The organism is Paenibacillus sp. 37 (genome assembly GCF_008386395.1).
In the GTDB taxonomy this organism is placed as follows: Bacteria; Bacillota; Bacilli; order Paenibacillales; family Paenibacillaceae; genus Paenibacillus; species Paenibacillus amylolyticus_B.
The window spans coordinates 6,820,908-6,841,987 of sequence record NZ_CP043761.1 but is presented as its reverse complement, the minus strand read 5'-3'; the positions used below and the strand labels follow the sequence as shown (position 1 = coordinate 6,841,987).

General features: G+C 46.8%; 21 protein-coding genes. 16 read left to right on the top strand and 5 right to left on the bottom strand.

Going from position 1 to position 21,080, the window contains the following annotated elements; genetic code table 11:
* Nucleotides 1-331: 331 nt before the first annotated feature.
* Complete coding sequence (locus F0220_RS29330) at nucleotides 332-688, top strand: nucleotide excision repair endonuclease (protein ID WP_017691590.1); 357 nt, start codon at nucleotides 332-334, stop codon at nucleotides 686-688.
* A 207-nt stretch (nucleotides 689-895) separates the two neighbouring features.
* Entirely contained in the window at nucleotides 896-1,642 is a 747-nt protein-coding gene (locus F0220_RS29325) for a Bax inhibitor-1/YccA family protein (RefSeq protein WP_091012415.1), read from the top strand.
* A 167-nt stretch (nucleotides 1,643-1,809) separates the two neighbouring features.
* On the opposite strand, the gene F0220_RS29320 is transcribed toward F0220_RS29325, so the two are convergent.
* Nucleotides 1,810-2,496: a 4'-phosphopantetheinyl transferase family protein gene (locus F0220_RS29320; RefSeq protein WP_105600470.1), complete on the bottom strand. Its 687-nt coding sequence runs from the start codon at nucleotides 2,494-2,496 to the stop codon at nucleotides 1,810-1,812.
* Between the two features lie 160 nt (nucleotides 2,497-2,656).
* Complete coding sequence (locus F0220_RS29315) at nucleotides 2,657-3,529, bottom strand: arylamine N-acetyltransferase family protein (protein ID WP_105600469.1); 873 nt, start codon at nucleotides 3,527-3,529, stop codon at nucleotides 2,657-2,659.
* Between the two features lie 290 nt (nucleotides 3,530-3,819).
* Here F0220_RS29315 and greA point away from each other — a divergent pair, with 290 nt between their 5' ends.
* The 3 genes from greA (at nucleotide 3,820) to rlmN (ending at nucleotide 7,208) form a co-directional block, all read left to right on the top strand.
* Nucleotides 3,820-4,296 (top strand): transcription elongation factor GreA, encoded by a 477-nt coding sequence (greA, locus tag F0220_RS29310; protein WP_047840913.1) that lies wholly within the window; start codon nucleotides 3,820-3,822, stop codon nucleotides 4,294-4,296.
* Between the two features lie 282 nt (nucleotides 4,297-4,578).
* On the top strand, nucleotides 4,579-5,934 hold the full coding sequence (locus F0220_RS29305; RefSeq protein WP_105600467.1) for a sodium-dependent transporter: 1,356 nt from the start codon (nucleotides 4,579-4,581) through the stop codon (nucleotides 5,932-5,934).
* Between the two features lie 179 nt (nucleotides 5,935-6,113).
* Complete coding sequence (gene rlmN / locus F0220_RS29300; RefSeq protein ID WP_105600465.1) at nucleotides 6,114-7,208, top strand: dual-specificity RNA methyltransferase RlmN; 1,095 nt, start codon at nucleotides 6,114-6,116, stop codon at nucleotides 7,206-7,208.
* Nucleotides 7,209-7,380: 172 nt separating this feature from the next.
* Here rlmN and F0220_RS29295 read toward each other — a convergent pair whose 3' ends face one another.
* Nucleotides 7,381-7,821 (bottom strand): GNAT family N-acetyltransferase, encoded by a 441-nt coding sequence (locus F0220_RS29295; RefSeq protein WP_105600463.1) that lies wholly within the window; start codon nucleotides 7,819-7,821, stop codon nucleotides 7,381-7,383.
* Between the two features lie 225 nt (nucleotides 7,822-8,046).
* On the opposite strand from F0220_RS29295, the gene F0220_RS29290 reads away from it, so the two are divergent.
* The 6 genes from F0220_RS29290 to F0220_RS29270 all read left to right on the top strand — a co-directional run bounded on the left by F0220_RS29290 (nucleotide 8,047) and on the right by F0220_RS29270 (nucleotide 13,014).
* The gene (locus F0220_RS29290; RefSeq protein WP_223200024.1) at nucleotides 8,047-8,487 is read left to right on the top strand and encodes a MarR family winged helix-turn-helix transcriptional regulator; all 441 of its coding nucleotides are present in this window, start codon (nucleotides 8,047-8,049) and stop codon (nucleotides 8,485-8,487) included.
* Nucleotides 8,488-8,571: 84 nt separating this feature from the next.
* Complete coding sequence (locus F0220_RS29285; RefSeq protein WP_105600462.1) at nucleotides 8,572-9,678, top strand: glycosyl hydrolase family 8; 1,107 nt, start codon at nucleotides 8,572-8,574, stop codon at nucleotides 9,676-9,678.
* A 128-nt stretch (nucleotides 9,679-9,806) separates the two neighbouring features.
* On the top strand, nucleotides 9,807-10,682 hold the full coding sequence (locus F0220_RS29280; protein WP_105600460.1) for a diguanylate cyclase domain-containing protein: 876 nt from the start codon (nucleotides 9,807-9,809) through the stop codon (nucleotides 10,680-10,682).
* An 18-nt stretch (nucleotides 10,683-10,700) separates the two neighbouring features.
* Nucleotides 10,701-10,844: a hypothetical protein gene (locus tag F0220_RS32690; protein WP_181155516.1), complete on the top strand. Its 144-nt coding sequence runs from the start codon at nucleotides 10,701-10,703 to the stop codon at nucleotides 10,842-10,844.
* Nucleotides 10,837-12,132 (top strand): glycosyltransferase family 2 protein, encoded by a 1,296-nt coding sequence (locus F0220_RS29275; RefSeq protein ID WP_105600458.1) that lies wholly within the window; start codon nucleotides 10,837-10,839, stop codon nucleotides 12,130-12,132. Before F0220_RS32690 ends, F0220_RS29275 begins: the two co-directional genes overlap by 8 nt.
* A gap of 153 nt (nucleotides 12,133-12,285) precedes the next feature.
* Complete coding sequence (locus F0220_RS29270; RefSeq protein ID WP_105600457.1) at nucleotides 12,286-13,014, top strand: class I SAM-dependent DNA methyltransferase; 729 nt, start codon at nucleotides 12,286-12,288, stop codon at nucleotides 13,012-13,014.
* A 189-nt stretch (nucleotides 13,015-13,203) separates the two neighbouring features.
* Here the strand turns inward: F0220_RS29270 and F0220_RS29265 are convergent, their stop codons facing one another.
* Together F0220_RS29265 and F0220_RS29260 are read right to left on the bottom strand one after the other, a co-directional pair.
* Complete coding sequence (locus F0220_RS29265) at nucleotides 13,204-13,986, bottom strand: ABC transporter ATP-binding protein (protein ID WP_105600455.1); 783 nt, start codon at nucleotides 13,984-13,986, stop codon at nucleotides 13,204-13,206.
* A 78-nt stretch (nucleotides 13,987-14,064) separates the two neighbouring features.
* A complete protein-coding gene (locus tag F0220_RS29260) occupies nucleotides 14,065-15,288 on the bottom strand; it encodes an MFS transporter (protein WP_105600453.1) in 1,224 nt (407 codons plus the stop codon).
* Between the two features lie 96 nt (nucleotides 15,289-15,384).
* Between F0220_RS29260 and F0220_RS29255 the strand changes: the two genes are divergently transcribed.
* The 5 genes from F0220_RS29255 (at nucleotide 15,385) to F0220_RS29235 (ending at nucleotide 21,064) form a co-directional block, all read left to right on the top strand.
* Nucleotides 15,385-16,209: a helix-turn-helix domain-containing protein gene (locus tag F0220_RS29255; protein WP_105600452.1), complete on the top strand. Its 825-nt coding sequence runs from the start codon at nucleotides 15,385-15,387 to the stop codon at nucleotides 16,207-16,209.
* 354 nt (nucleotides 16,210-16,563) lie between these two features.
* A complete protein-coding gene (locus tag F0220_RS29250; RefSeq protein ID WP_036612224.1) occupies nucleotides 16,564-17,481 on the top strand; it encodes an ABC transporter permease in 918 nt (305 codons plus the stop codon).
* A gap of 29 nt (nucleotides 17,482-17,510) precedes the next feature.
* A complete protein-coding gene (locus F0220_RS29245) occupies nucleotides 17,511-18,392 on the top strand; it encodes a carbohydrate ABC transporter permease (RefSeq protein WP_076213874.1) in 882 nt (293 codons plus the stop codon).
* A 68-nt stretch (nucleotides 18,393-18,460) separates the two neighbouring features.
* On the top strand, nucleotides 18,461-20,056 hold the full coding sequence (locus tag F0220_RS29240) for an extracellular solute-binding protein (RefSeq protein ID WP_105600450.1): 1,596 nt from the start codon (nucleotides 18,461-18,463) through the stop codon (nucleotides 20,054-20,056).
* Between the two features lie 39 nt (nucleotides 20,057-20,095).
* A complete protein-coding gene (locus F0220_RS29235) occupies nucleotides 20,096-21,064 on the top strand; it encodes a LacI family DNA-binding transcriptional regulator (RefSeq protein WP_181155514.1) in 969 nt (322 codons plus the stop codon).
* Nucleotides 21,065-21,080: the final 16 nt, after the last annotated feature.

Sequence of the window (21,080 nt, the reverse complement as noted above, 5' to 3'; positions counted from 1 at the left end):
GGGTCGATTAGATGATGAATCTACAATCTATAAGCTAGGGTTCTTGCTAACTGTACTCTTGTCGTGATCACGTAACAGAATTCAGCATGAAAAAGAGTTTCAATCATAGGGTACAATAGACGGAGGTAGATATAAAGACGTATGTCTCAGTGCCCAATTTCTTCCTCATACCCCTATAGTACCACTTTGAATCAGGGAAGTTAACCTTTTTTTTGAAATATTTGTCGTAATAGCGAAAATTGCGTGAATTGTACTTCATATAGAATGAAATGGTGTCCGTTTATAATATGTGATAGGATGTAAACCTATAGATAATGAGGAAGTGAGCCTATTGATTAATATTACCGTGCCAACACCGGATGTAACCATTACAAAGCAGGTTGATCCACAGCTTAGCCACATTTATGGATTTACTGATTTTCACCTGATTACCCGGGAACTAGGCGGGATTTTCATGTTTTACAATGCCGCTGGAGAGTTGTTATTCGTCGGGAAAGCACGTAAATTAAGACCACGTATCAAAAAGCATTTTGAAGACACGGTATCACCAATGAAGAATCACCGCGAAGAAGTAACTAAGATTGAAGTATGCCTGGTTGAAGATCCGGTAGATCGTGAAATTTATGAGACGTATATCATCAACACGATGCGTGCGAAATACAATGTAGATAAAGTCTTGTACAAATAAGACGCTTAAAAAGCACATGAACATGCAATGTCTGGGACATATGTCCTAAGTGTTGCGCCAGTAGGTAAGGATGTAATCGAAGGATTGCATCCGATTCCTTCTGGTGCCTCCCGATCTTTTTGAGGGAGTAGCTTGTAGAATTTGAAACGTAGTAAACCCAAACTTAGTATCACAGATATACCAAATACATATGAAGAGGTGATTGTGTTGATCGGTCGTAGCGGTAACCCTACACTTAAAGACAGCACGTTTGAAAACAGAGGATATGGAGAAGATCGGTATCAGAATTACATGACGATCAACGGCACGGTGAACAAAGCGTTTATTACGCTTGTGATTCTACTGGGCAGTGCATTTGCAACCTGGATGATGTTCTTTAACGGACAACAAGTAATGCCGCTTGCTTATGGCGGATTAATTGTTGGTTTCATTCTGGCACTTGTGATTTCGTTCAAACCCGTAGCGGCACCTTATCTCGTACCTGTCTATGCCGTGGCAGAAGGCCTGTTCCTTGGAGCACTCTCTGCAACCTATGAGTCCCTGTATAACGGAATTACCTTGCAGGCGGCCCTGCTGACCATGGCTGTATTCATCGCTCTGCTGGTGGCATACAAAACCAGATTGATCAAAGCTACGGAGAACTTCAAGCTTGGGGTAGTGGCTGCAACCGGCGGTATCATGATCATGTATCTGCTGAGCTTTGTACTGAGTTTCTTCGGAATTTCGATTCCTTATCTGCATGATAACAGCTTGATCGGCATTGGTATTTCGGTCGTTATCGTCATTGTGGCTGCCCTCAATCTGGTCCTTGATTTCGATTTCATCGAGGGTGGTGCTGAACGTGGGGCACCCAAGTACATGGAGTGGTACGGTGCATTTGGATTGATGGTTACACTGGTATGGTTGTACATTGAGATCATCCGTCTGCTTGGAAAATTGCGGAGCCGGGACTAGTTCTATCCATACGTCAGAGACGTAAACGGAGTGTGGATTTAAAGCTAAAAAGCTAACGCGTGATACTCACGTCGTTAGCTTTTTTGATTAACATTAGCCAGGGCATGTTCGATGTTAACCTCTTACAAAACTCAGCTGATCCAAACTCGTTGAGGCCCAGCACCACTCTATACTAACTCTTTATACAGATCCTCCAAGGTTACAATCTCCGTCTTGCTCGGCAGCTCTCCCCCAGCAGAACATGCCGCAAGCATATGTCCATCATCCAGTCGCTGACTGAGAAAGAGATATGTCCCGGCCTGTTTGCAATGCCATTCCTTCCGTTCATTAGGTAGGATGGCGAAGGAGTCCAGCGGTATGGACAAGCCCATACCGACTGCCTTGATATAACTTTCCTTCAGCGTCCATAGACGGTAGAAGGTCTCCAGCCGCCGGTCGTCAGGCTCGGCAGCCAAGAACTGGCTCTCCTTAGGAGAGAAGAAACGCTCAGCAATCTGCATGTCAATTGGAGCTATTTTTTCCACATCTACGCCCAGTTCATCTGTACCGCCAGAGATTAGCGCAATCCAATCACCAGAATGGGAGACGTTGAATGGTACATCCGAATGGTGAATGAGCGAAGGTTTGCCATAGGAGTTATGGGTAAAAGAAAGCTCAGCATGTCTCAGTCCAGTCAACTTGCTCAAAGTCACACGAGTCAATATCTCTCCCAGCACGGAGCGATACGCGTCAGCCTGACGCAAAAAACGCGAAGCCTGGGCACGTCGCTCGCCAGAAACTTGCGACAGCAATTGGTTCCAGTTCGCCTCGGGCAATACTTCTGGAACTTGGAGCACACAAATAGTTATCATCATTTATCACCTGAGTACGTATTCGGCGTGGATCAATAACTTTCCTTTATATGGAACGGACCCTCAACTCTTCCTCCCAAATCATCACTATACGGATGCCCCTAATAAGCAAGCCGGTTGTGTCGCTTTTCATGTTAAGGCCTCAGATTCTGCATCTTCCTCTTCATGCTTCCTGTACTCGTTTCCATTCCGTATGCGCAGCCTGAACTCGTTCCCACATGTCCTGGCATTCCAGTTCGCTGTAGTTCACCAATGGTTCATGGAATATTTCAGTTAATACGTTACGCCATTCGGTATAACTCTGGATCTCCGTTTTCCGGATTCCTTCGATATCATGTGTTCGAAGCATACATCCACGTAGTTCATGACTGCGGATCTCATCTCGCTGACGAAGCAAAAATGCGTTATGCCAAGGTGATTCGGCCGCCCGACTGTAGAATTCATGTTTGGGAATGAACTCTTCTAGGCTGGTAATTGCTTCAGGAGCATAGTCCACACCTTCACTTGGCCCATTCGGCTCGTACTCAAGCCGCCATCCCCCCGCCACAACAGATGATGGCATCAATTGGTACGTGAACGGAGCTGAACCATAGGCTCCATAACGAAGTGGCAGAGGTTCAAAGGGCATTCCGCCGAGACCTACATCTACAATCCAGCGTTCAACTGTCGGGTCAGCATCCGGCAGAAGCACAGAAAGACCGAGATGGAATGAGTTCACACGGGGTTGTTCCCCATGAGGCTGTACTCCACCGCGATGCCAATCAACCGTATAACCCAGTGATCGGAGAAGAACACTAAATGCACCATTTAGATGAAAGCAGTAGCCGCTGCGTCCCTGTAATATAAGCTGAGTTGAATCTGGAAGACTGATTCCCGCAGGACGACCTGCAAAAATATCGACCGTTTGCCAAGATAAATATTGTACATGTGCTCGCTGGAGTTCAAATAAGAATTCCAGTGTAGGTTCCTTTATATCATCTATGCCGATCCGTTTCAGATAGGCCTGTATTTCAGCTGTATTCAATAGTTCATTCATACAGATCACCTCACGTCATATAGTGGGCTGCAGCCCAAATCTTTATAAACTTCTGCTGCCCTGAGTTCATTGTAAAAGTGAACGGATGAAAACAACATAATCAATTGAGCCAATTGTAACGGTACAATTATTGAACAAAGCCTTGAAATTCATCTCAAGAGATGGACATGGTTCTGATTTCATTGAAATACAATATATGGTTGGGCTATTTCTTTTTCCGGGGTATGCTAACCCTTTGGAGTGGATATAGGTTAGAATATAGATAGATAGCAGGATTAGGAGATGGAAAAATGGCTAATGATGAAGTGATTTTGACACAGGAAGGCTTGGAAAAGCTGGAGGACGAACTGAAGGATTTGAAGACGGTGAAGCGTAAGGAATTGGCAGCTCGTCTGAAACTCGCGATCAGTTACGGTGACCTGAAGGAAAATAGTGAGTATCATTCAGCCAAAGATGATCAGGCCTTTATGGAGACCCGAATTTTGATCTTGGAGAAGATGCTGACAAAAGCAAGAGTCATCTCTTCAGACAATATAGACTCCAACAAAGTGAGCATTGGATCGACGGTGTTGCTTAATGACATTGAGTTCGCCGAGAAGATTGAATATAAAGTGGTTGGCCCTGCCGAGGCGGATGTTGCGAATAATAAAATTTCGTACGAGAGCCCGCTGGGCAAAGAGATAATGGGCAAAGAAGTGGGCAGTGTCATTCATGTCAATGCTCCGATGGGCGTTATCAAGTACGAGTTACTTCAAATTAAAGTGTAATTTAAAAAGAGAGGTGCTCCCAGTCATCCAAGTGGCTGAGGGGACACCTCTTTTTAATTCTATTGGGCTTTGAACGGTTGGGAATAAGGATTTGTTGAAACTTCATACGGTTGGACTAACGGACTTTATCACATACTGTGTTTAAGGAACTTATGAGATGAAGATTTCCGTATGTTTTTTATGTAAAAAAATAACATTTCGACAAATTTCGAATTTCGAATGACCTGACAAGGTGAGTAGTATATAATTACGGGAAAACTTTAAAGTGATGGAGTAGATACGATGAATTTTAGTAAGCCTAATCTAAATCAAGACAACGCTGGCAAAGGAGAACGCTTCTCCCAAGCTGGATTTATCCTTGCAGCCATTGGTAGTTCGGTTGGTCTGGGCAACATGTGGAAATTCCCGTACATTACGGGTGAGAACGGAGGAGCAGCGTTTTTCCTGCTCTTCATCGTCTGTTTGTTACTCATCGGTCTGCCAGTGCTCCTGGCTGAACTTGCGATTGGTCGCAGTGGCAGAGGTAGTGCAGCTACTGCTTTTATCAAAGCAGGTGGACATAAAGGTTGGCTCGCAGCCGGATTGCTGCAAGTATTAACGCCATTTATCATCCTGTCCTTTTATGTCATTATTGCTGGCTGGACATTGCAATATGCGATTACGTCTTTCAGCGGCACGTTGTTTGACAATCCGGATTATGCCGGTCAGTTCGACTCCTTTATAGGTGGCTATATGCCGATTGTATGGCAACTGGTCGCGGTCCTAATTACAGGCTGGATTGTAGCCAAAGGGGTATCCAACGGAATCGAGAAATTCAACAAAGTTCTGATTCCAGCTATGCTTGTACTGCTTATTATCCTGATGATTCGTGCAGTTACATTGCCGGGTGCAGGTGCTGGGGTATCCTTCTTCCTGAATCCGGACTTCTCGCAGCTTACAACAGAATCCGCACTGGTAGCGCTTGGACATGCCTTCTTCTCCCTGTCACTCGGGATGGGTATTCTGGTAACCTACGGTTCGTATGTGGATAAAAATCAATCTCTCGGTGCGGCAACCGTCGCCGTTGGTGCAGGTGACCTGATCTATGCATTCATTGCGGGTCTGATCATCTTCCCAACAACATTCTCGTTTGGTATTGCACCGGACCAAGGACCGTCACTGATCTTTGTGGCTCTTCCGGCAGCCTTCTCAGCTATGCCTCTTGGATTCCTGTTTGGCGGATTGTTCTTCATACTGCTGGCTATTGCGGCTTTGACGTCAGCAGTATCCTTGCTGGAAGTTCCGGTGAAATATTTCATGGAACGTTTGTCCTGGAGCCGCAGTCGTGCGGTATGGGTTATTTCACTAGCGGTCTTCATCGTGGGACTCCCTTCGGTATTGTCGATTGGCTTGCTGCCTGAATGGACGATTGGATCGAAGAGTGTGTTCGACTGGATGGACTTTGTAGCATCTAACATCCTGCTGCCTGTAGGTGGACTGCTTGTGACGATTTTTGCCGGATACTTCTGGAAAACGGCTGCTGAAGCTTCCGGCCTGCGTTCCGGATGGTTCCGGGTGTGGCTGTTCATGCTGCGTTATGTAGCTCCGATCCTGGTTCTGCTGGTTCTACTGCACACATCCGGCATCATTCACTTCTAATGGTGAAGGCCCGATAGGGTGAAATATGGTCTATTGTGCAGATTTAACATGGATAAAACCTCTTGGAAGAAATGCAAAAGCCCTTGTTTTCCCTCGTCAATTTTGGGACAATACGGAGTAGAGGTTTTTTGGGTAGGACCGATAAGCCATATGCTTTCTTGCGAAAAGAGGATTATACAATGAACAAATCATCCATATATGGATTAACATTAGAGCAATTACGTTCCTGGCTACCGGAGCATGGGCAGAAAAAATCCCGTGCATCCCGGATCTGGGAATGGTTATATCAAGAGCGTGTACACGATTTTCCCGCGATGTCCGATGTCCGTCAGGAATGTCTGGACGTTCTCTCTGAGCATTTCACAATGAACTCGCTGAGCGAACATGTGAAGCAGGAATCGGCAGATGGTACCGTGAAATTTCTGCTTCGGATGCAGGACGGCAACCTGATTGAGACGGTATTGATGCGGCAAAAATACGGACTTACTGTCTGTGTGACCACACAAGTGGGCTGTAATATTGGCTGTAGCTTCTGTGCGAGCGGTCTGATCAAGAAGAGCCGTGACCTGACAGCTGGAGAGATTGTGGAGCAGATTATGCATGTGCAGCGACATCTGGATGCAGCGGGTCAAGACGAGCGGGTAACCAACGTGGTAGTGATGGGTATTGGTGAACCATTCGATAACTTCCAGCACATGAGTGATTTCATCGAAGTCATCAAGGATCGCAAAGGGCTGGCACTTGCCGCCAAACGGATTACTGTATCCACGAGCGGCCTTCCGGACAAAATCAAGGAATTTGCAGACAGCAGTCTGCAGGTCAACCTGGCGATCTCTCTGCATGCACCTAATAATGAACTGCGTACACACATCATGAAGATCAACCGGGCTTTCCCGATTGAGCAATTGATGGATGCGGTGGATTATTATCTGGCTAAAACCAACAAACGCATCATGTTTGAGTACATCTTGCTACGTGATGTTAACGATCAACGTGAGCATGCCGCGGAGCTCGCTGAACTGTTGTCCAGTCGCAGAAGTATGGTCAGTGTGAATCTGATCCCATACAACCCGGTGGATGAGCACAGTCAGTATCAACGGAGTACAGAAGAATCAATTCTGGGCTTCTATGATACGCTCAAAAAGAACAACATCAACTCCACTGTACGTATGGAACATGGTACCGATATCGATGCTGCTTGCGGACAGTTGCGCAGTAAACAAATGAAGAACAGCGCTGCCGAATCCGAGCCAGGCCGTCTGGCACTGGGATAAGAAACAATGCGGATCTGGCAAGGAAGTTAGGATACTTGGTTGTTATAATTAGTGCCTTTACTTTGTACGTGCCATTTATCGTTGTTGATTCACTAATGAATGTGTTGCCTGAATGCAAAACGCCTCTGTATATCACTGAGAAGTGATGACGGAGGCGTTTTTTGGAGCGTCATTATTTAAGTTTTTTGGTCATTAGCAGATGGGGAATGCCGTCTTCCATAAATACTTCCGACGCTGGTGCATATCCGAGACGTTCGTAGAAACCGGAAGCTTGTACCTGTGCGTGCAGCTTTGCTTTCTCAAGACCATCAGCAACAGCCATCTGCTCCAGCTTGTCGATCAGCACGCGGCCCAGGCCGTGTTTGCGGTAATCAAACATGACACAGATCCGTTCCAATTTGGCGACCTGTTCCACAATGCGCAGTCTGGAGGAAGCAGCAGGCACACCGTCCACGTAGAGCAGAATGTGGCGCGCCTCCGCGTCTAATGTATCATAAGCATCGAATTCATCCGTTGCGGGCACGCCTTGTTCTTCGACGAAAATAGCGGTACGGATGGCGAAGCAGGCATCGAGCAATTCCTGATTATTAACTTCAACAATCCTTGTATTCATGAATGTTTCTCCTTTGGGTGATCGTAATGTTATCCTGACGTGATAAACTGGTACATAACAGGAATGTGGAACGATTTTCGTTCCATGTATACGGTTTGAGATATATGTTTAAAATTGAAATCAATTTCAACTGTAGTTATACCATCATTTATGTTGCGAATGCAACAATTTTATAGGGGCGTGAACGTGTTGACTGAGAAAAAAGAAGTGCTGCGTGAAATTGGTATGATTGCCCGCTGTCTGGATTCAATCAGTAATGTCGAGTTTCAGCATCTGAACCTGTCCCGTGGACAATATCTTTATCTGTATCGAATCTGTGAGAATCCGGGCATCATTCCGAATCAGCTTGCTGAACTGATCAAAGTGGATCGTACAACGGCGGCCAGAGCCATTAGCAAACTCGAATCCGATGGATTCATTATTAAACAGCCGGCAATGGGTAATAAAAAGAATAAAGTGTTGTTTCCAACCGAAGCTGGGCTTGAAGCATGGGAATTCATTCGTAAAGAGGGCGTACATTCGGATCAGGTGACTCTGGATGGTCTGACCGAGAAAGAGATCGAGACAGCCATCCATCTTCTTAGACGGATGCGTCATAATATTGAAGTGGACTGGAAATTTGTCAAAAAGGGTGGACGAAGATCGTACATGGATAGTGAAGAATAAGTGCACACTTTAGATAGGTTGAAATCCTCAACCAGGGGCGTTGTTGTTTCTTTGTCGTACACAAGCAGGAGGAATGGCGTTAGGATGATATTCCGAAAAAAACGAACATGGCTGGTGTTGCTGCTGATTACTGTTACAGTGGCAAGCATATTGTTACTAAGGGAGCGCTTCCTGATGAATGGAGTATCCCCGACAGTTTCTTTTATTGAAGATCATATGACCAACCCGAACGGTACGCTGGCAACGTATTTGCAGGATGCAACATCAGAGAAGGCAGATACTGTTGCAGGCAGAGAGGCATTGTCCGAGTCCCTTGGCTTGTGGATGCAGTATGCCGTAGATAGTGATAATCAGGTATTGTTTGAGCAGAGCTACGAGCAATTGAAGACCTATTTTCTCACGCCGCCAGATCCTTATATAGCCTGGAAGCTGGATGCCAAAGGTGAATCCCATGTAACGACCAATGCACTTGGCGATGATCTTCGTATCATTGGTGCCCTATTGCAGGCTGCAGATCAGTGGGAGCAAGGGAGAGAGACGAAGCTTACGACCGCAGCCGCCATTTCCCGTGCCTTAACACAGTCGGCTCAGCAGCGAGGATATTTGGTGGATTTCCACGATTTTGCAAGTGGTCATTCCACAGATACGTTAAGCCTGGTTTATGTTGATCTCCCGTCTCTTCAGACGATGGAAAAACATCAAGTGGTGGAGCCCGGAACCTACGCGAAATACGAAGCAATACTGATGAAGATGCCTGAGGATGAATTGTTCTATCCGAAGACCTACGATGTGGTCCGTAAAGAATATACTTATGATGATACGGTGAATCTGATCGACCAGTTAATCGTGGCGAATCATCTAACGGTGACCGACCGCAAACCGGACAAGCTCATTTCTTTTTTGAAAAAGGAGTTCAGCACCCGGCATCAGCTGCCCGGACAGTATAAGCGAAAATCACACACACCTGCCGTCTCGTATGAATCTTCATCGGTATACGGCCTGGCCATCTTACTGGCTGTACGTTCAGGTGATCCAAAGTGGGCCAAACAGCTGTATAACCATATGATTACATTGCGTAGTCAGGACTCTCGTTATTCAGGTGGATATGTATTTGACGGCAACACACATCTGTTTGATAATCTGTTTCCTTTGTTGGGAGAAATTAATTTACAGAAAAGCATTAAAAAGTAATGATTTTGTCATTTAATAAATTCTTCAATGTGTTAGCATAGTTTTGTCTAATCATGTCATAAATTGTTGCAATTTAAGAGAAGTGCGTTTGAACGAGAGTTCTAAAACTTCAACGGAGAGAAGGAACTATGAGGAATAAAGCACCTACCCGTCGTATTGCGTGGGGATATGCCCTTTTAATTGGACTAGCCCTCATGCAGCAACTGATGATTTATCTTAAAGTGTACATGGATCAGAGCTACACTACAGGGGATATGATTTTTAGTATGGTGTCGCTGGGTGCCTTGGTTTTTGGTCTTTTTCTGCCTGTTGGCGTATCCGTCGTGGCGGGGTTTGTATATCTGGTCTCATATTTTGTGTGGCTTGTTACTTACGCTGATGCAAATGTGCTTGTATTCTCTTGGTGGTTGCTCATCCCGGCCAACGTTGCCGTGGCTGCGTTCATCAAGGCAAGTCTGCTGCGCAGTGCGCGTGTAGTGGAGCGTCTCCAGGATATGCAGGATCGTAACCCTGAAATCGATCTGGATACCTCGCTTGGGAATAAAGGAGCTCTGGCAGATACGTTAATCAAACATAGTAACCTTGCGCGTCGATACTCCGAAAAGTATGGATTCAGCATTGCCATGTTCAAGATTGAATTCTTGCCATTGGTGATGGAATCTCTCGGTTCAGTCCGGTATGCACAGTTTCTGCTTGAAATCTCGGGTACGATCCAGAAGCAGATTCGGTATGAGGATTACAAATTTTTCGTGGATCGTGGGCGTTTTGTCATCATATGTCCAATGGTGAATGTGGAATATCTTCCACTTCTGACACAGCGGATCAAAAAAGCCATCATGGATCTTCAAATTATTGATAAAAAGGGAAATGAGCTGCAAACAGTGATACGCTCCGGTGCTCTGGTATTTCAGAAGGAGCAATTCAGCAAATACGATGACATTGATGCGGTGATTGCAGCTCTAGAACGAAACACGGAGACCGATCTTATCGGAGAGTATATATAAAGGGAAGGAGAATACACAGTGGACTATATGTCCTGGTTCATCCCGATCTGTATCGCCGTCAGTGGTATATTTGCGGTATTTACGATTTGGTTAACGATTGCAACCCTTCGCTTTCGATCGAGAGTTATTCGCAAGTATGATCGGAGGAAGGTAAGTGGCTGATTTTATATTAATATTATCCATATTCAGTATCTGGATTGCCGTATTCGAGTCGATTGTTATTATGGCAGGTGCAATTCGCTTTATTAATAAACAGGACAAAAAAGGGATTCAGATCCCTGAAGATATGGACCATTATCCAACCGTTACGGTCATGGTTCCTGCGCACAACGAGGGTCTGGTCATTGTTGCGACGGTAGAGCACATCCTGCGGTTGAATTATCCGGAGGACAAGGTACAGGTCATCGTTATAGCGGATAACTGTACAGATGATACCGCAGAGAAGCTGAGATCATTTCTCAGTCAGACTAGTTATATGCATCGCAATGTGACAGTAATGGAGCGTAAAGGAACAGGTGGCAAGTCCGGGGCTTTAAATGACGGATTGGAAATTGCCACGGGTGATTGGATCTGTATCTTTGATGCAGATGCCGCACCTGAACGGAATTCATTAATGTTTTTGACCCAAAAATCGCTTGAGAACCCTGAACAATATGGCGTGGTTTTTGGCAGAAACAAAGCACGCAACAGAGGGCAGAATTTCCTCTCCAAATGCATCAATCTGGAGATTATTACTTCGCAACGTGTGTATCACACGGGCCTGTGGGAATTGTTCCAGCTGGGTTCCATTCCGGGAACGAATTACATTATCAAAACCAAGTTGATTCGGGAAATTGGCGGCTGGGATGTGACAGCCATCACAGAAGATACGGCACTATCATTCGAGATTTTGAATCGCGGACAGTTTGTGGCACTGGCGCCGCAAGCGGAAGCCTATCAGCAGGAGCCGGAACAGCTTAGTGTATACATGAAGCAGCGCGAACGATGGGCCAAGGGGAACTACCAGGTGGTACTGGATAATATCCATAACCTGTTTAACCGCTCCAGTTGGCGTAATAAGTTGTTGGTTATCTATTATGCCGTCAGTTATTTCTGGTTTATGCTTGCGATTATTGTATCGGATATTATATTTCTCGTGAATCTGGTCTATCAGGTCATTGCTATATTTAAACCAGAGGTAAGTTCACCGTTCCAGTTTGCCGGCGATGCGTATGTCTTCCTTGTCATTGGTTGGGCACTCATGTACTTTATTTACGTGTTACAGATCAATCTGGCACTTGCCGCAGATATTGGACAGAGCAATACTCGTAATTTCATCTATGCCTGCGTGTCCTACTTCACGTATGCACAGCTGTTCATCCTGATCTCGATCAAGGCATTCTACTCCTTGATTATGGACAAGATTCGGAAACGCGAGAGCAAATGGTACAAAACAGAACGTTTTGGCTAAGCGGCGAAAATTGTAGAAGTGTAAGGCAGCAAGGCTGTTTGCTGGATAACTCCAGACAACAGCTTTTTTTGTTATAGCCACGCACATCCATATTCTGTATACTCATACAGGCTGTAAAGAGGATCATGCTTATCCGAAATGGAGGGTCACCGAATGAAGGACAGAGGATCGGATTTTTACGATGATCAGGCGAACTTTGAGAAGTATATGGAACGTCGCAAGTGGCAGGAGAACGCCAATGATACACTGGAGAAGCCGGTGATGCTGGAGTTGATCGGAGATGTTTCTGGCAAGAATATACTGGACCTCGGTTGTGGAGATGCAAGGTTCGCCGCAGAATTGCTGAGCAGGGAGCGCGAAGGTGCGACGTATACGGGAATTGAGGGTTCGGTGAATATGATTCAGGCAGCTAACGAATCCGTAAAAGGATGGAATGCCCGGATTGAGCAAGCGTTCATGGAAGATTGGACATACCCGGCCGAAGTGTACGATCTGGTGATATCGAGACTGGCTGTTCACTATATTGAGGATGTGGAGAGCCTGTTCCGGAACATATACAATACGTTGAAAGAGAACGGGACATTTGTGTTCTCGGTAGAACATCCTGTGATCACGTCCACACTGCAACCTTCCGGGACACGAACGGACTGGGTAGTTGATCAGTATTTTGTGGAAGGATTTCGTGAGCAACAGTGGCTGGGCGGTTCTGTAAAAAAGATGCATCGTTCCATTGAATCCTACTTTATGGCATTGCAGCGGGCAGGGTTCCGTGTAGAACATTTGCGCGAGTCAGCACCACAACGTGCTTATTTTGTAAACGAGGAAACCTATCTGCGCAGGCAGCGCATTCCATTGTTTCTGTTCCTGGCTGCCCGGAAATAGATTGCGGAGAAGAAACAGATGGAATAGCTGAGTTATACTCAAAAAGTAGAAAGTTCTACACAGAAAACGGTGGATAACACTAGATATAGCATTAAAAAGCCCAAAATCTATCCACATGTGGATAAGATATTGGGCTTTTACTGTTAAGTTACTGCACCTATGCTGCGTGTGCTGTGTATAACCACGTAATTATGAATCCGCCGCAGCTCTAACATACACACGTTCCCCGTGCCGATCAACTTCCACAGGTGCCTCGAAGAAGTTGCTCAGCACTTCGGTGTTCATCAGCTCGCTCGTTAGTCCGCTATTCACGATTTCACCCCTACGAAGCAAGAGACTGTGACTAAACACGGGCAATATTTCTTCGGTATGATGGGTGACATAGATGAGTGAAGGGGTATCTGGACGCTGTGATAGTTCACGAATGCTGTCCAGCAATCGCTCTCTTGAGAACAGATCCAGTCCATTGCAAGGCTCGTCCAGAATGAGTACGCGCGGATTGGCCATGAGTGCTCGGGCAATAAGAAGTTTCTGTTTCTCACCTTGAGAACAGGTACGATATTCGCGATCCCACAGGTGCTGACAGCCCAGCGTTTGCATCAATCCCTGTGCCTCATCCAGATCATCATCCGATAGCTTGTCATACAAGCCAATGGTGGCATGTTTGCCGCTGATTACGACATATTGTGTGCGATCCGTGCCGTACAATTTCTCTTGCAGAGACGAACTGACCCAGCCGATGGATTTGCGGAGCTGCCTCAGATCCACATCGCCATATTCATGGCCCAGCACGGATATCTTGCCTTCAGTTGGCCAGAGATACCCGGTGATCATGTTCAGGAGTGTTGTTTTGCCAGAGCCATTCAGGCCAAGCAACGCCCAGTGTTCACCGTCATTAACCTGCCAGCTTACATCGTTCAGCAGGGTAAGAGGTCCCCTTTTCCAAGTGACATGCTGTACATCAATAATCATGCGTTATTCCTTCCTTCTGTTATCCTCAATTCTCCTAGGTGTATTGTAGTCACAAAACGAAAAAGGTTTCAACGGTTATCATGCTGTTCTTGGTTGGTCCTTGCGCAGAAATACAGCACACACACCAAGCAGTGGCAGAAACGAACATAACTTGATAACAAACGAAATGCTGGTCACGTCAATTAAGGAACCCAGCACAACCGAGCCAAGTCCAGCCATTCCGAATGACAGGCCAAAAAATAACCCGGATACCGTTCCAATATGACGAGGAAGCAGCTCCTGTGCATAAACAATGATGACGCTGAAGCCGGACATCAGGATTAGTCCAATCATTCCGCACAATACCATGGACAAGACAGGTCCTGCATAGGGCAACAAGAGCGAAAACGGTGCAGTGCCTGCAATGGAGAACCAGATCATCGGTTTACGCCCATAACGATCAGCGAGTGGGCCGCCGAGTAAGGTTCCGACCATACCTGCAAATTGCAGGATAAACAGACAGATCTGTGCCTGGGAGAGAGGCAAGTCATATGCATCCGCGTAATAGAAGGCGTAATATCCGGTCATGCCAGCAATATATACGAATTTGGAGAATAACAGCAGGATGAGAATTCCCATTGTAAAAGCGATGAATCCCCTGCTCATAGGTCGAGCTATTGGTTCTGCGCCGCTTGATTTTAAAGGTTGTTGCTGACGAATGCGAGTCTCGGCAAGCTTGTCTCTGTACCAACGACTGACAATAGATTGAATGAAGATGCCGATCAGGGCAAAGCCCATCAGCCATAGAAAACTACGCTGCCCATGCGGCAGCAGGATGAAGGCGACCAGTAATGGAGCAATAGCCTGTCCCGTGTTGCCTCCCACCTGGAAGATGGATTGCGCCATTCCACGTCCACGGCCTGCTGCCATATGAGCCACGCGTGAGGACTCGGGGTGTAGGATGGATGAGCCTATGCCAATCAGTGCTGCAGACACAAGCAGCATCCATAACTCGGAAGACAAGGCTAAGCCGAGCACACCGATCAGGGAGAATAACATGCCTCCGGGAAGCAGAATCGGCATGGGTTTGCGATCTGACATATAACCGACCAGGGGCTGAAGGACGGATGCGGTAATATTCAGGGTGAAGGCAATCCAGCCCATCTGGGCGAAACTGAGCTGCATGGTCTGCTGGAATAACGGGAAAGCAGACGGAACCACGGTCTGCATCGCATCATTCAGCAGATGGGCGAAGCTGACTCCGGCGAGTGCCCAATTGGCGGAGGAGTTGATTTGCATTTTGCTTAAAGTGGCCTGAGCCATGGGAGATCACCTCGAATTATTTTTTTCTATGATAAAAGATGGGGGCAGATCATGTCTTTGTGAAAAGTGCTTGGAAAGTGAGCACGATTTGCTATAATGTCAGCAGGTGAGGAAACGATGGAATTAAACATGACGTTAAATGGGTTGGAATTATGGAAAGCTACCGGAGGGTTCGCGAATGAACCGCATGTGCATGATGACTGGTATCAGCTAACGTTGCCGGTCAGAGGTAAATGTTATCTGGTGCAGGAACGGTATGATTATCCTCTGAAAGCAGGCATGGGGATTATTGCCCATCCTCAGACTGAGCATTATTTTGAAATAGGTTCGGATTCGGCTGTCATCGTGATCAAGTTCCGTAAACCGCCATTAGGCAGTTACGCGAGTGGGGAGATTAGTAGCGGACAAGCTGAGTTTCGACCCACCCATACTTTTGATCCAACGGAGATCAGTAGTCTGTTCCGAGGTTGGAACTCCATTTTGGTAGATGACATGCCGGATTCGCTCCAAGTACAGGAAACAGAACTGGCGGTCGAGATGTATCTAAGGCGCATGTTGATGGGGCAGGAAAATGGAAAAGCGATTGTAGATAATCCTACATGTATGGACCCTCATCTCCGCCGGGTGCTGGAGTACATTCACAGTGCCTATACAGGTCCAATGGATATTGATTCGATGGCGATGGTTGCGCATCAGAGTCGGCATCATTTTATGCGTTCTTTCAAGGCTCTTACGGGAACAACACCGTATCAATATCTGCTGAATTTGCGCGTAGAAGAAGCGTCCAGGAGGCTCCGCCATACGACGGATTCGGTAACCACCATCAGTTATGATCTGGGATTCTCCAGCGTCAGCCAGTTATATAGAGCCTTTCAGCGAGTGTATGTTATGACACCGATGCAATATCGGAATCAGGTGTAGATTTTAATGGGCAGTCTCGCGTATGCGAGACTGTATTTAGTACGTTACAGCATGACACTGATTTTTGTTGTTGCCAAACGATGGAGACTTTGCTAAGATGGGAAAAAGTTTATGTAAGCGTATACATTTAGATTAAAATTACAACGTTGTAATTATGTTTATGGCAAGTCTTAAAAAGAAAGAAATACGGTGTGAGGAGGACCAATCCAAGCTAATATCTTGTTATTATGCAGAATAATATAGGTTGTTACAAAATGTGAATGAAATAATAATAAATACATCAGTGAAATGACAATTCTTTTTTATTTAAAAATTCAAACGTTGTAATTATGTAGCGAAGGGGAGTGTTTCACGTTGAAAAAACGCATGTCCACCCTGTTCAGCCTGATCAGACGGGATAAATATTTGCTACTGATGTTTTCGCCTATTTTTCTGTATTACCTCATCTTCATGTACCTTCCGATGCCTGGCGTGCTATTGGCATTTCGTAATTTCTTGCCGGGGCAGGGCATGCTCAGCGGGGAGTGGGTGGGACTGCGCTGGTTCGAACAGTTCGTGAATTCCATTTACTTCTGGCGGCTGCTGCGCAACACATTCTTGCTTGCATTTCTGCCACTCCTGTTCGGCTTCTCCATTCCGATTTTATTCGCTGTCTGCATTGTAGAGATCAAGAACCGGACATTCAAGCGATTTGCCCAGACGGTTACGTACCTTCCTCACTTCATCTCCACTGTTGTTGTAGCCGGTATGATTATTAACTTCCTTTCACCAACAGACGGTATCGTGAACACCCTCATCGCGAGTCTGGGCATGGAAAAAGTGAACTTCATGATGGATGCCAGCTGGTTCCGCACCATCTTCACAAGTTCCGACATCTGGCAGAGCTTTGGCTTCAGCTCCATCATCTACATTGCAGCCATTATGGGCATTGATCCCGAAATGTACGATTCCGGCAAAATCGACGGCGTCAACAAATTCCAGGAGCTATGGCACCTGACCCTTCCCAGTATCAAACCAACCATTGTCATTCTTCTGCTTCTGTCGCTTGGCGGCATTATGAGCGTAGGCTTCGAGAAAGTATATCTGCTCTACAACGGAGCCACCTACGAAACGGCTGATGTCCTGTCCACCTATGTATACCGGATGGGGATTGAGGGCCAGAATTACGGCTTCGCCACAGCGGTCGGCCTGTTTAATTCCATTATCACTTTTGTGCTTGTGTTTGCTGCCAATTCCATGACCCGCCGCCTGACCAAGATGTCACTCTGGTAAGACTATAACCCGGACCAAAGGAGACCTGTATGCAAAAATCGAAAAGTGACCGTTTGTTCTACGGATGTGTCTACCTGCTGACCATACTGGCGGTTGTTGTCACGTTGTATCCCTTTCTGTACGTCATCAGCATTTCATTCAGCTCGGTGGATGCCATCGACAAACAAAAAGTTGTATTGTGGCCCGTCGGCTTTACCCTGTCAGGTTACCAAATGGTACTGCAATACAAGGAGTTATGGGTATCGTTCTACAACACCCTCTGGTACACCGTTGTAGGTACACTGTTGAATATTGTGGCAACATGTCTTGCCGCGTTTCCGTTATCCAGACAGCAGTTTTTCTTGCGTCGCAAGCTGAACTTTTTCATCGCTTTCACCATGTATTTCTCGGGTGGACTCATTCCGGTCTACATGCTGATTACCTCGCTTGGGCTGTACAATACCCGCTGGGTCATGGTGCTGCCTGTGCTGGTGATTACGTTTAACGTCATGATCTGCCGCTCGGCCTTTGAAGGCATTCCGAATGAGATTTTTGAAAGTGCCAGTATAGACGGGGCCAATGAGATGACAATGCTGTATCGTCTGGCGGTTCCGATCATCAAGCCAACACTGGCTGTGCTTACGCTGTACTATGCGGTATTCCACTGGAACAACTTTTTCACGGCCCTATTATATCTGGGCAAACAGGATATGCAGCCCTTACAGATGTTCCTGCGAAGGGTGCTGATCATGGCTTCGCCGGAAGTGATGCAGAAGATGGGCGGTACGATGACATCTGGTGCGCTGGCGGTCTCCTCCCTTCAGGTTCGTTATGTATCCATTGTGGTCAGCATTCTGCCTATTGTTACGATCTACCCGTTTATCCAACGGTACTTCGTTAAGGGGATCACCCTCGGAGCCGTGAAAGGATAGCTTTTATTGCTTAAGTGTCATGTCATTCAAGGGAGTTCAGAATGGTTCATACCAAGGAGGAATGATGGATGAGATTTAAAGGGGCAGGAAGAAAAAGTGTAATCGCAGCGATACTGGCAATCAGCCTGGCGGGATGTAGCGGCGGAACAGGGGCGGGAACCGATGCGGGGAGTACCCCGTCCACTTCGGAGCCAGCCTTCAATTATACCGGAGCAGGACCGGTAACGGATCAGACGGATGCCAAGTTGTCTGTTCTCGGAACCAACGCATGGACGACCAATGTGGATCTGTCTACCGCCGCCATTGTGAAGAAAATTGAGAGCAATGCCGGTGTGACGGTGGATTGGGATCTGATTCCGCCGCAGAATTATGCGGATGCCGTCAATCCGAGGCTGGCTGCCGGTACCGGCTTGCCCGATATCGTGTACCTGCCGGATCAGGATCAGCTGATGAAGTACATTAACAGCGGTCTGTTCATTCCAATTAATGATCTGGTGGAGAAGTACGGCGTGAATCTCAAAAAAATATATGAAAAGTCGCCTTCGGTCAAAGCCAGTTTAACAACACCAGATGGTAAAATGTATTATATCCCGCAGCAGACGTTAACCCGCAACTACATGCCGGTATTTATGGTTAATGTGCGCTGGCTTGATAAGCTGGGATTAAGCGAGCCAACCACGCTGGATGAATTTACGGCGATGCTGCGCAAGTTCAAGACAGACGACCCGAACGGCAACGGAAAAGCCGATGAGATTCCGCTGTCCATGGAAGCAAAATTTGTGTCAATGGCCTTTGGCCCCGCGTTTGGTCTCGATCTGTCCAACCAGTTTTATGCAGACGATCAGGGCAAGGTGCATTTCAGTTATTATGAGCCAGCGTACAAGGAATACCTGACCTATCTGAATGGACTGTACAAGGAAGGTCTGCTTGGGGTGGATTATGCGAGTACTACGAGTGATCAGGTCACATCGCGTATCTCTCAGGATGTGACAGGAGCCACATTTAATTTCAGCTGGTACATGTCGATGGTCTACAGCCCGCTGTTCAAGGATTACAATCCGGAAGAGCCAATCATCAAAGGCATTCTGCCACTGAAAGGACCGCATGGCGATCAGTTCTACATCGGTCGTACCCCGGTTAGCGGCATCTTCGGTATCACGCGGGATAGCAAAAATCCGGAGCTGGCTTTCCGCTTCCTGGATTATGCGGTAAGTGAAGAGGCACAGACGTATTATACGTGGGGCATCAAGGATGACACGTATACGGAAGAGAATGGCGTGAAGACATTTACGGACAAAGGCAAGGACAATGAATACATTCAGAAGCTCGGCATCGGTCCGGTGAATCTGCCGAATATCCAATCGACCGATTCTGCCGATTCCGTCGTGGCCCCTTGGCATGCAAAGATGGATAAGGAACTGGAGCCATATGTCCGTGAACCGTTCCCGTTTGTCTATGCCCTGCCGGATGAAGCGAGCGTGGAGAGCATGGCGATGCCTGACATCACCACCTATGTGGAAGAGATGAATTTCAAGTTTATTAGCGGTGATGCCAGTCTGGACCAGTTTGACAGTTATATTGAGACGTTGAAGAAGATGAACATAGAGCAGGTTATTTCGGGCAGACAGGCACAATATGATCGTTATAAATCTGCACAGAAATAAGAAATAGGGTTTTAGGCGTATGAGAGGTGTTGATTGATTTTGATAACCATTAAAGACATTGCAAAACTGGCGGGGGTGAGCTATAGCACGGTATCGAAGGCGCTGAATGATGATCCCCGAATCAAACCGGCAACAAAGCAGAAGGTGCTTGCGGTCGCGGAGAAACATCAATATCGGAAAAATATGTTGGCTCGGCAGCTTTCCACGGGCAGGAGCAACATCATCGGTTTTGTGCTGGATGAACTGAGCAATCCGTTATTCTCGAACATCTCCGGCCGTCTGCACAACGAGCTGAAGAAGCGGGGATATCAGATGATCCTGGTTGTGGCGGATGATGGGGTAGATGTCTTCAGCCAGCTGCGTGTGGACGGATGTATTCTGTGGGACTACGCACTGGACAATCGGGAGATGTTCTGGAAAAAGTTCGCGACACTTAACATGCCGTGTTTTGTGCTAGGTACAGATGAAGCGCCGAACTCTCCATACATCAAGATTGATCGCAAAGAAGGACTGTTTAGAGCAGTCGAGCATCTAAAATCGCTGGGGCACAGCCGAATCGGATTCATCGGCAACTCGCAGAATATTAAACTGGAGGGATACCGGGAAGCGTTGCAGCGTACGGGTCTGGCTTTTAACGAAGATCATGTGCTGCCAGCGTATTCCTCCTGGGAAGACGGATATTTTGCCATACGGAATCATGCGTTTGGGTCGGAGTCGCCAACAGCGTTTATTGGACTTAACAACCTGGTCACCCGAGGTGCGCTCCGGGCTTTGCTTGAGGCAGGGTTCAGCGTTCCGCGCGATATCTCGTTAATCGGGTATGATGATCTGCCGGATATGCAGTATGCCGAAGTGGCCTTGACGACGATTGGCCCGTCTCTGGATGAACTGGCCGTGCAGGCAGCCGAGCTGATTGTATCGTTAATCCGTGATGAACAGGTCGATGTTCCGGTAGTCATTCAGCCTAAGCTGAACCTTCGCAGTTCAACGGCAATGTGCCGGCAATAAGGACAGCGACCTTTGA

Excerpts from the sequence above, each read along its gene's own strand:
- F0220_RS29320 (WP_105600470.1), bottom strand. The coding sequence starts at position 2,496 with ATGATGATAACTATTTGTGTGCTCCAAGTTCCAGAAGTATTGCCCGAG.
- F0220_RS29315 (WP_105600469.1), bottom strand. The coding sequence starts at position 3,529 with ATGAATGAACTATTGAATACAGCTGAAATACAGGCCTATCTGAAACGG.
- greA (WP_047840913.1), top strand. The coding sequence starts at position 3,820 with ATGGCTAATGATGAAGTGATTTTGACACAGGAAGGCTTGGAAAAGCTG.
- F0220_RS29305 (WP_105600467.1), top strand. The coding sequence starts at position 4,579 with ATGAATTTTAGTAAGCCTAATCTAAATCAAGACAACGCTGGCAAAGGA.
- rlmN (WP_105600465.1), top strand. The coding sequence starts at position 6,114 with ATGAACAAATCATCCATATATGGATTAACATTAGAGCAATTACGTTCC.
- F0220_RS29295 (WP_105600463.1), bottom strand. The coding sequence starts at position 7,821 with ATGAATACAAGGATTGTTGAAGTTAATAATCAGGAATTGCTCGATGCC.
- F0220_RS29290 (WP_223200024.1), top strand. The coding sequence starts at position 8,047 with ATGATTGCCCGCTGTCTGGATTCAATCAGTAATGTCGAGTTTCAGCAT.
- F0220_RS29285 (WP_105600462.1), top strand. The coding sequence starts at position 8,572 with ATGATATTCCGAAAAAAACGAACATGGCTGGTGTTGCTGCTGATTACT.
- F0220_RS29280 (WP_105600460.1), top strand. The coding sequence starts at position 9,807 with ATGAGGAATAAAGCACCTACCCGTCGTATTGCGTGGGGATATGCCCTT.
- F0220_RS29270 (WP_105600457.1), top strand. The coding sequence starts at position 12,286 with ATGAAGGACAGAGGATCGGATTTTTACGATGATCAGGCGAACTTTGAG.
- F0220_RS29265 (WP_105600455.1), bottom strand. The coding sequence starts at position 13,986 with ATGATTATTGATGTACAGCATGTCACTTGGAAAAGGGGACCTCTTACC.
- F0220_RS29260 (WP_105600453.1), bottom strand. The coding sequence starts at position 15,288 with ATGGCTCAGGCCACTTTAAGCAAAATGCAAATCAACTCCTCCGCCAAT.
- F0220_RS29255 (WP_105600452.1), top strand. The coding sequence starts at position 15,385 with ATGTCAGCAGGTGAGGAAACGATGGAATTAAACATGACGTTAAATGGG.
- F0220_RS29245 (WP_076213874.1), top strand. The coding sequence starts at position 17,511 with ATGCAAAAATCGAAAAGTGACCGTTTGTTCTACGGATGTGTCTACCTG.
- F0220_RS29240 (WP_105600450.1), top strand. The coding sequence starts at position 18,461 with ATGAGATTTAAAGGGGCAGGAAGAAAAAGTGTAATCGCAGCGATACTG.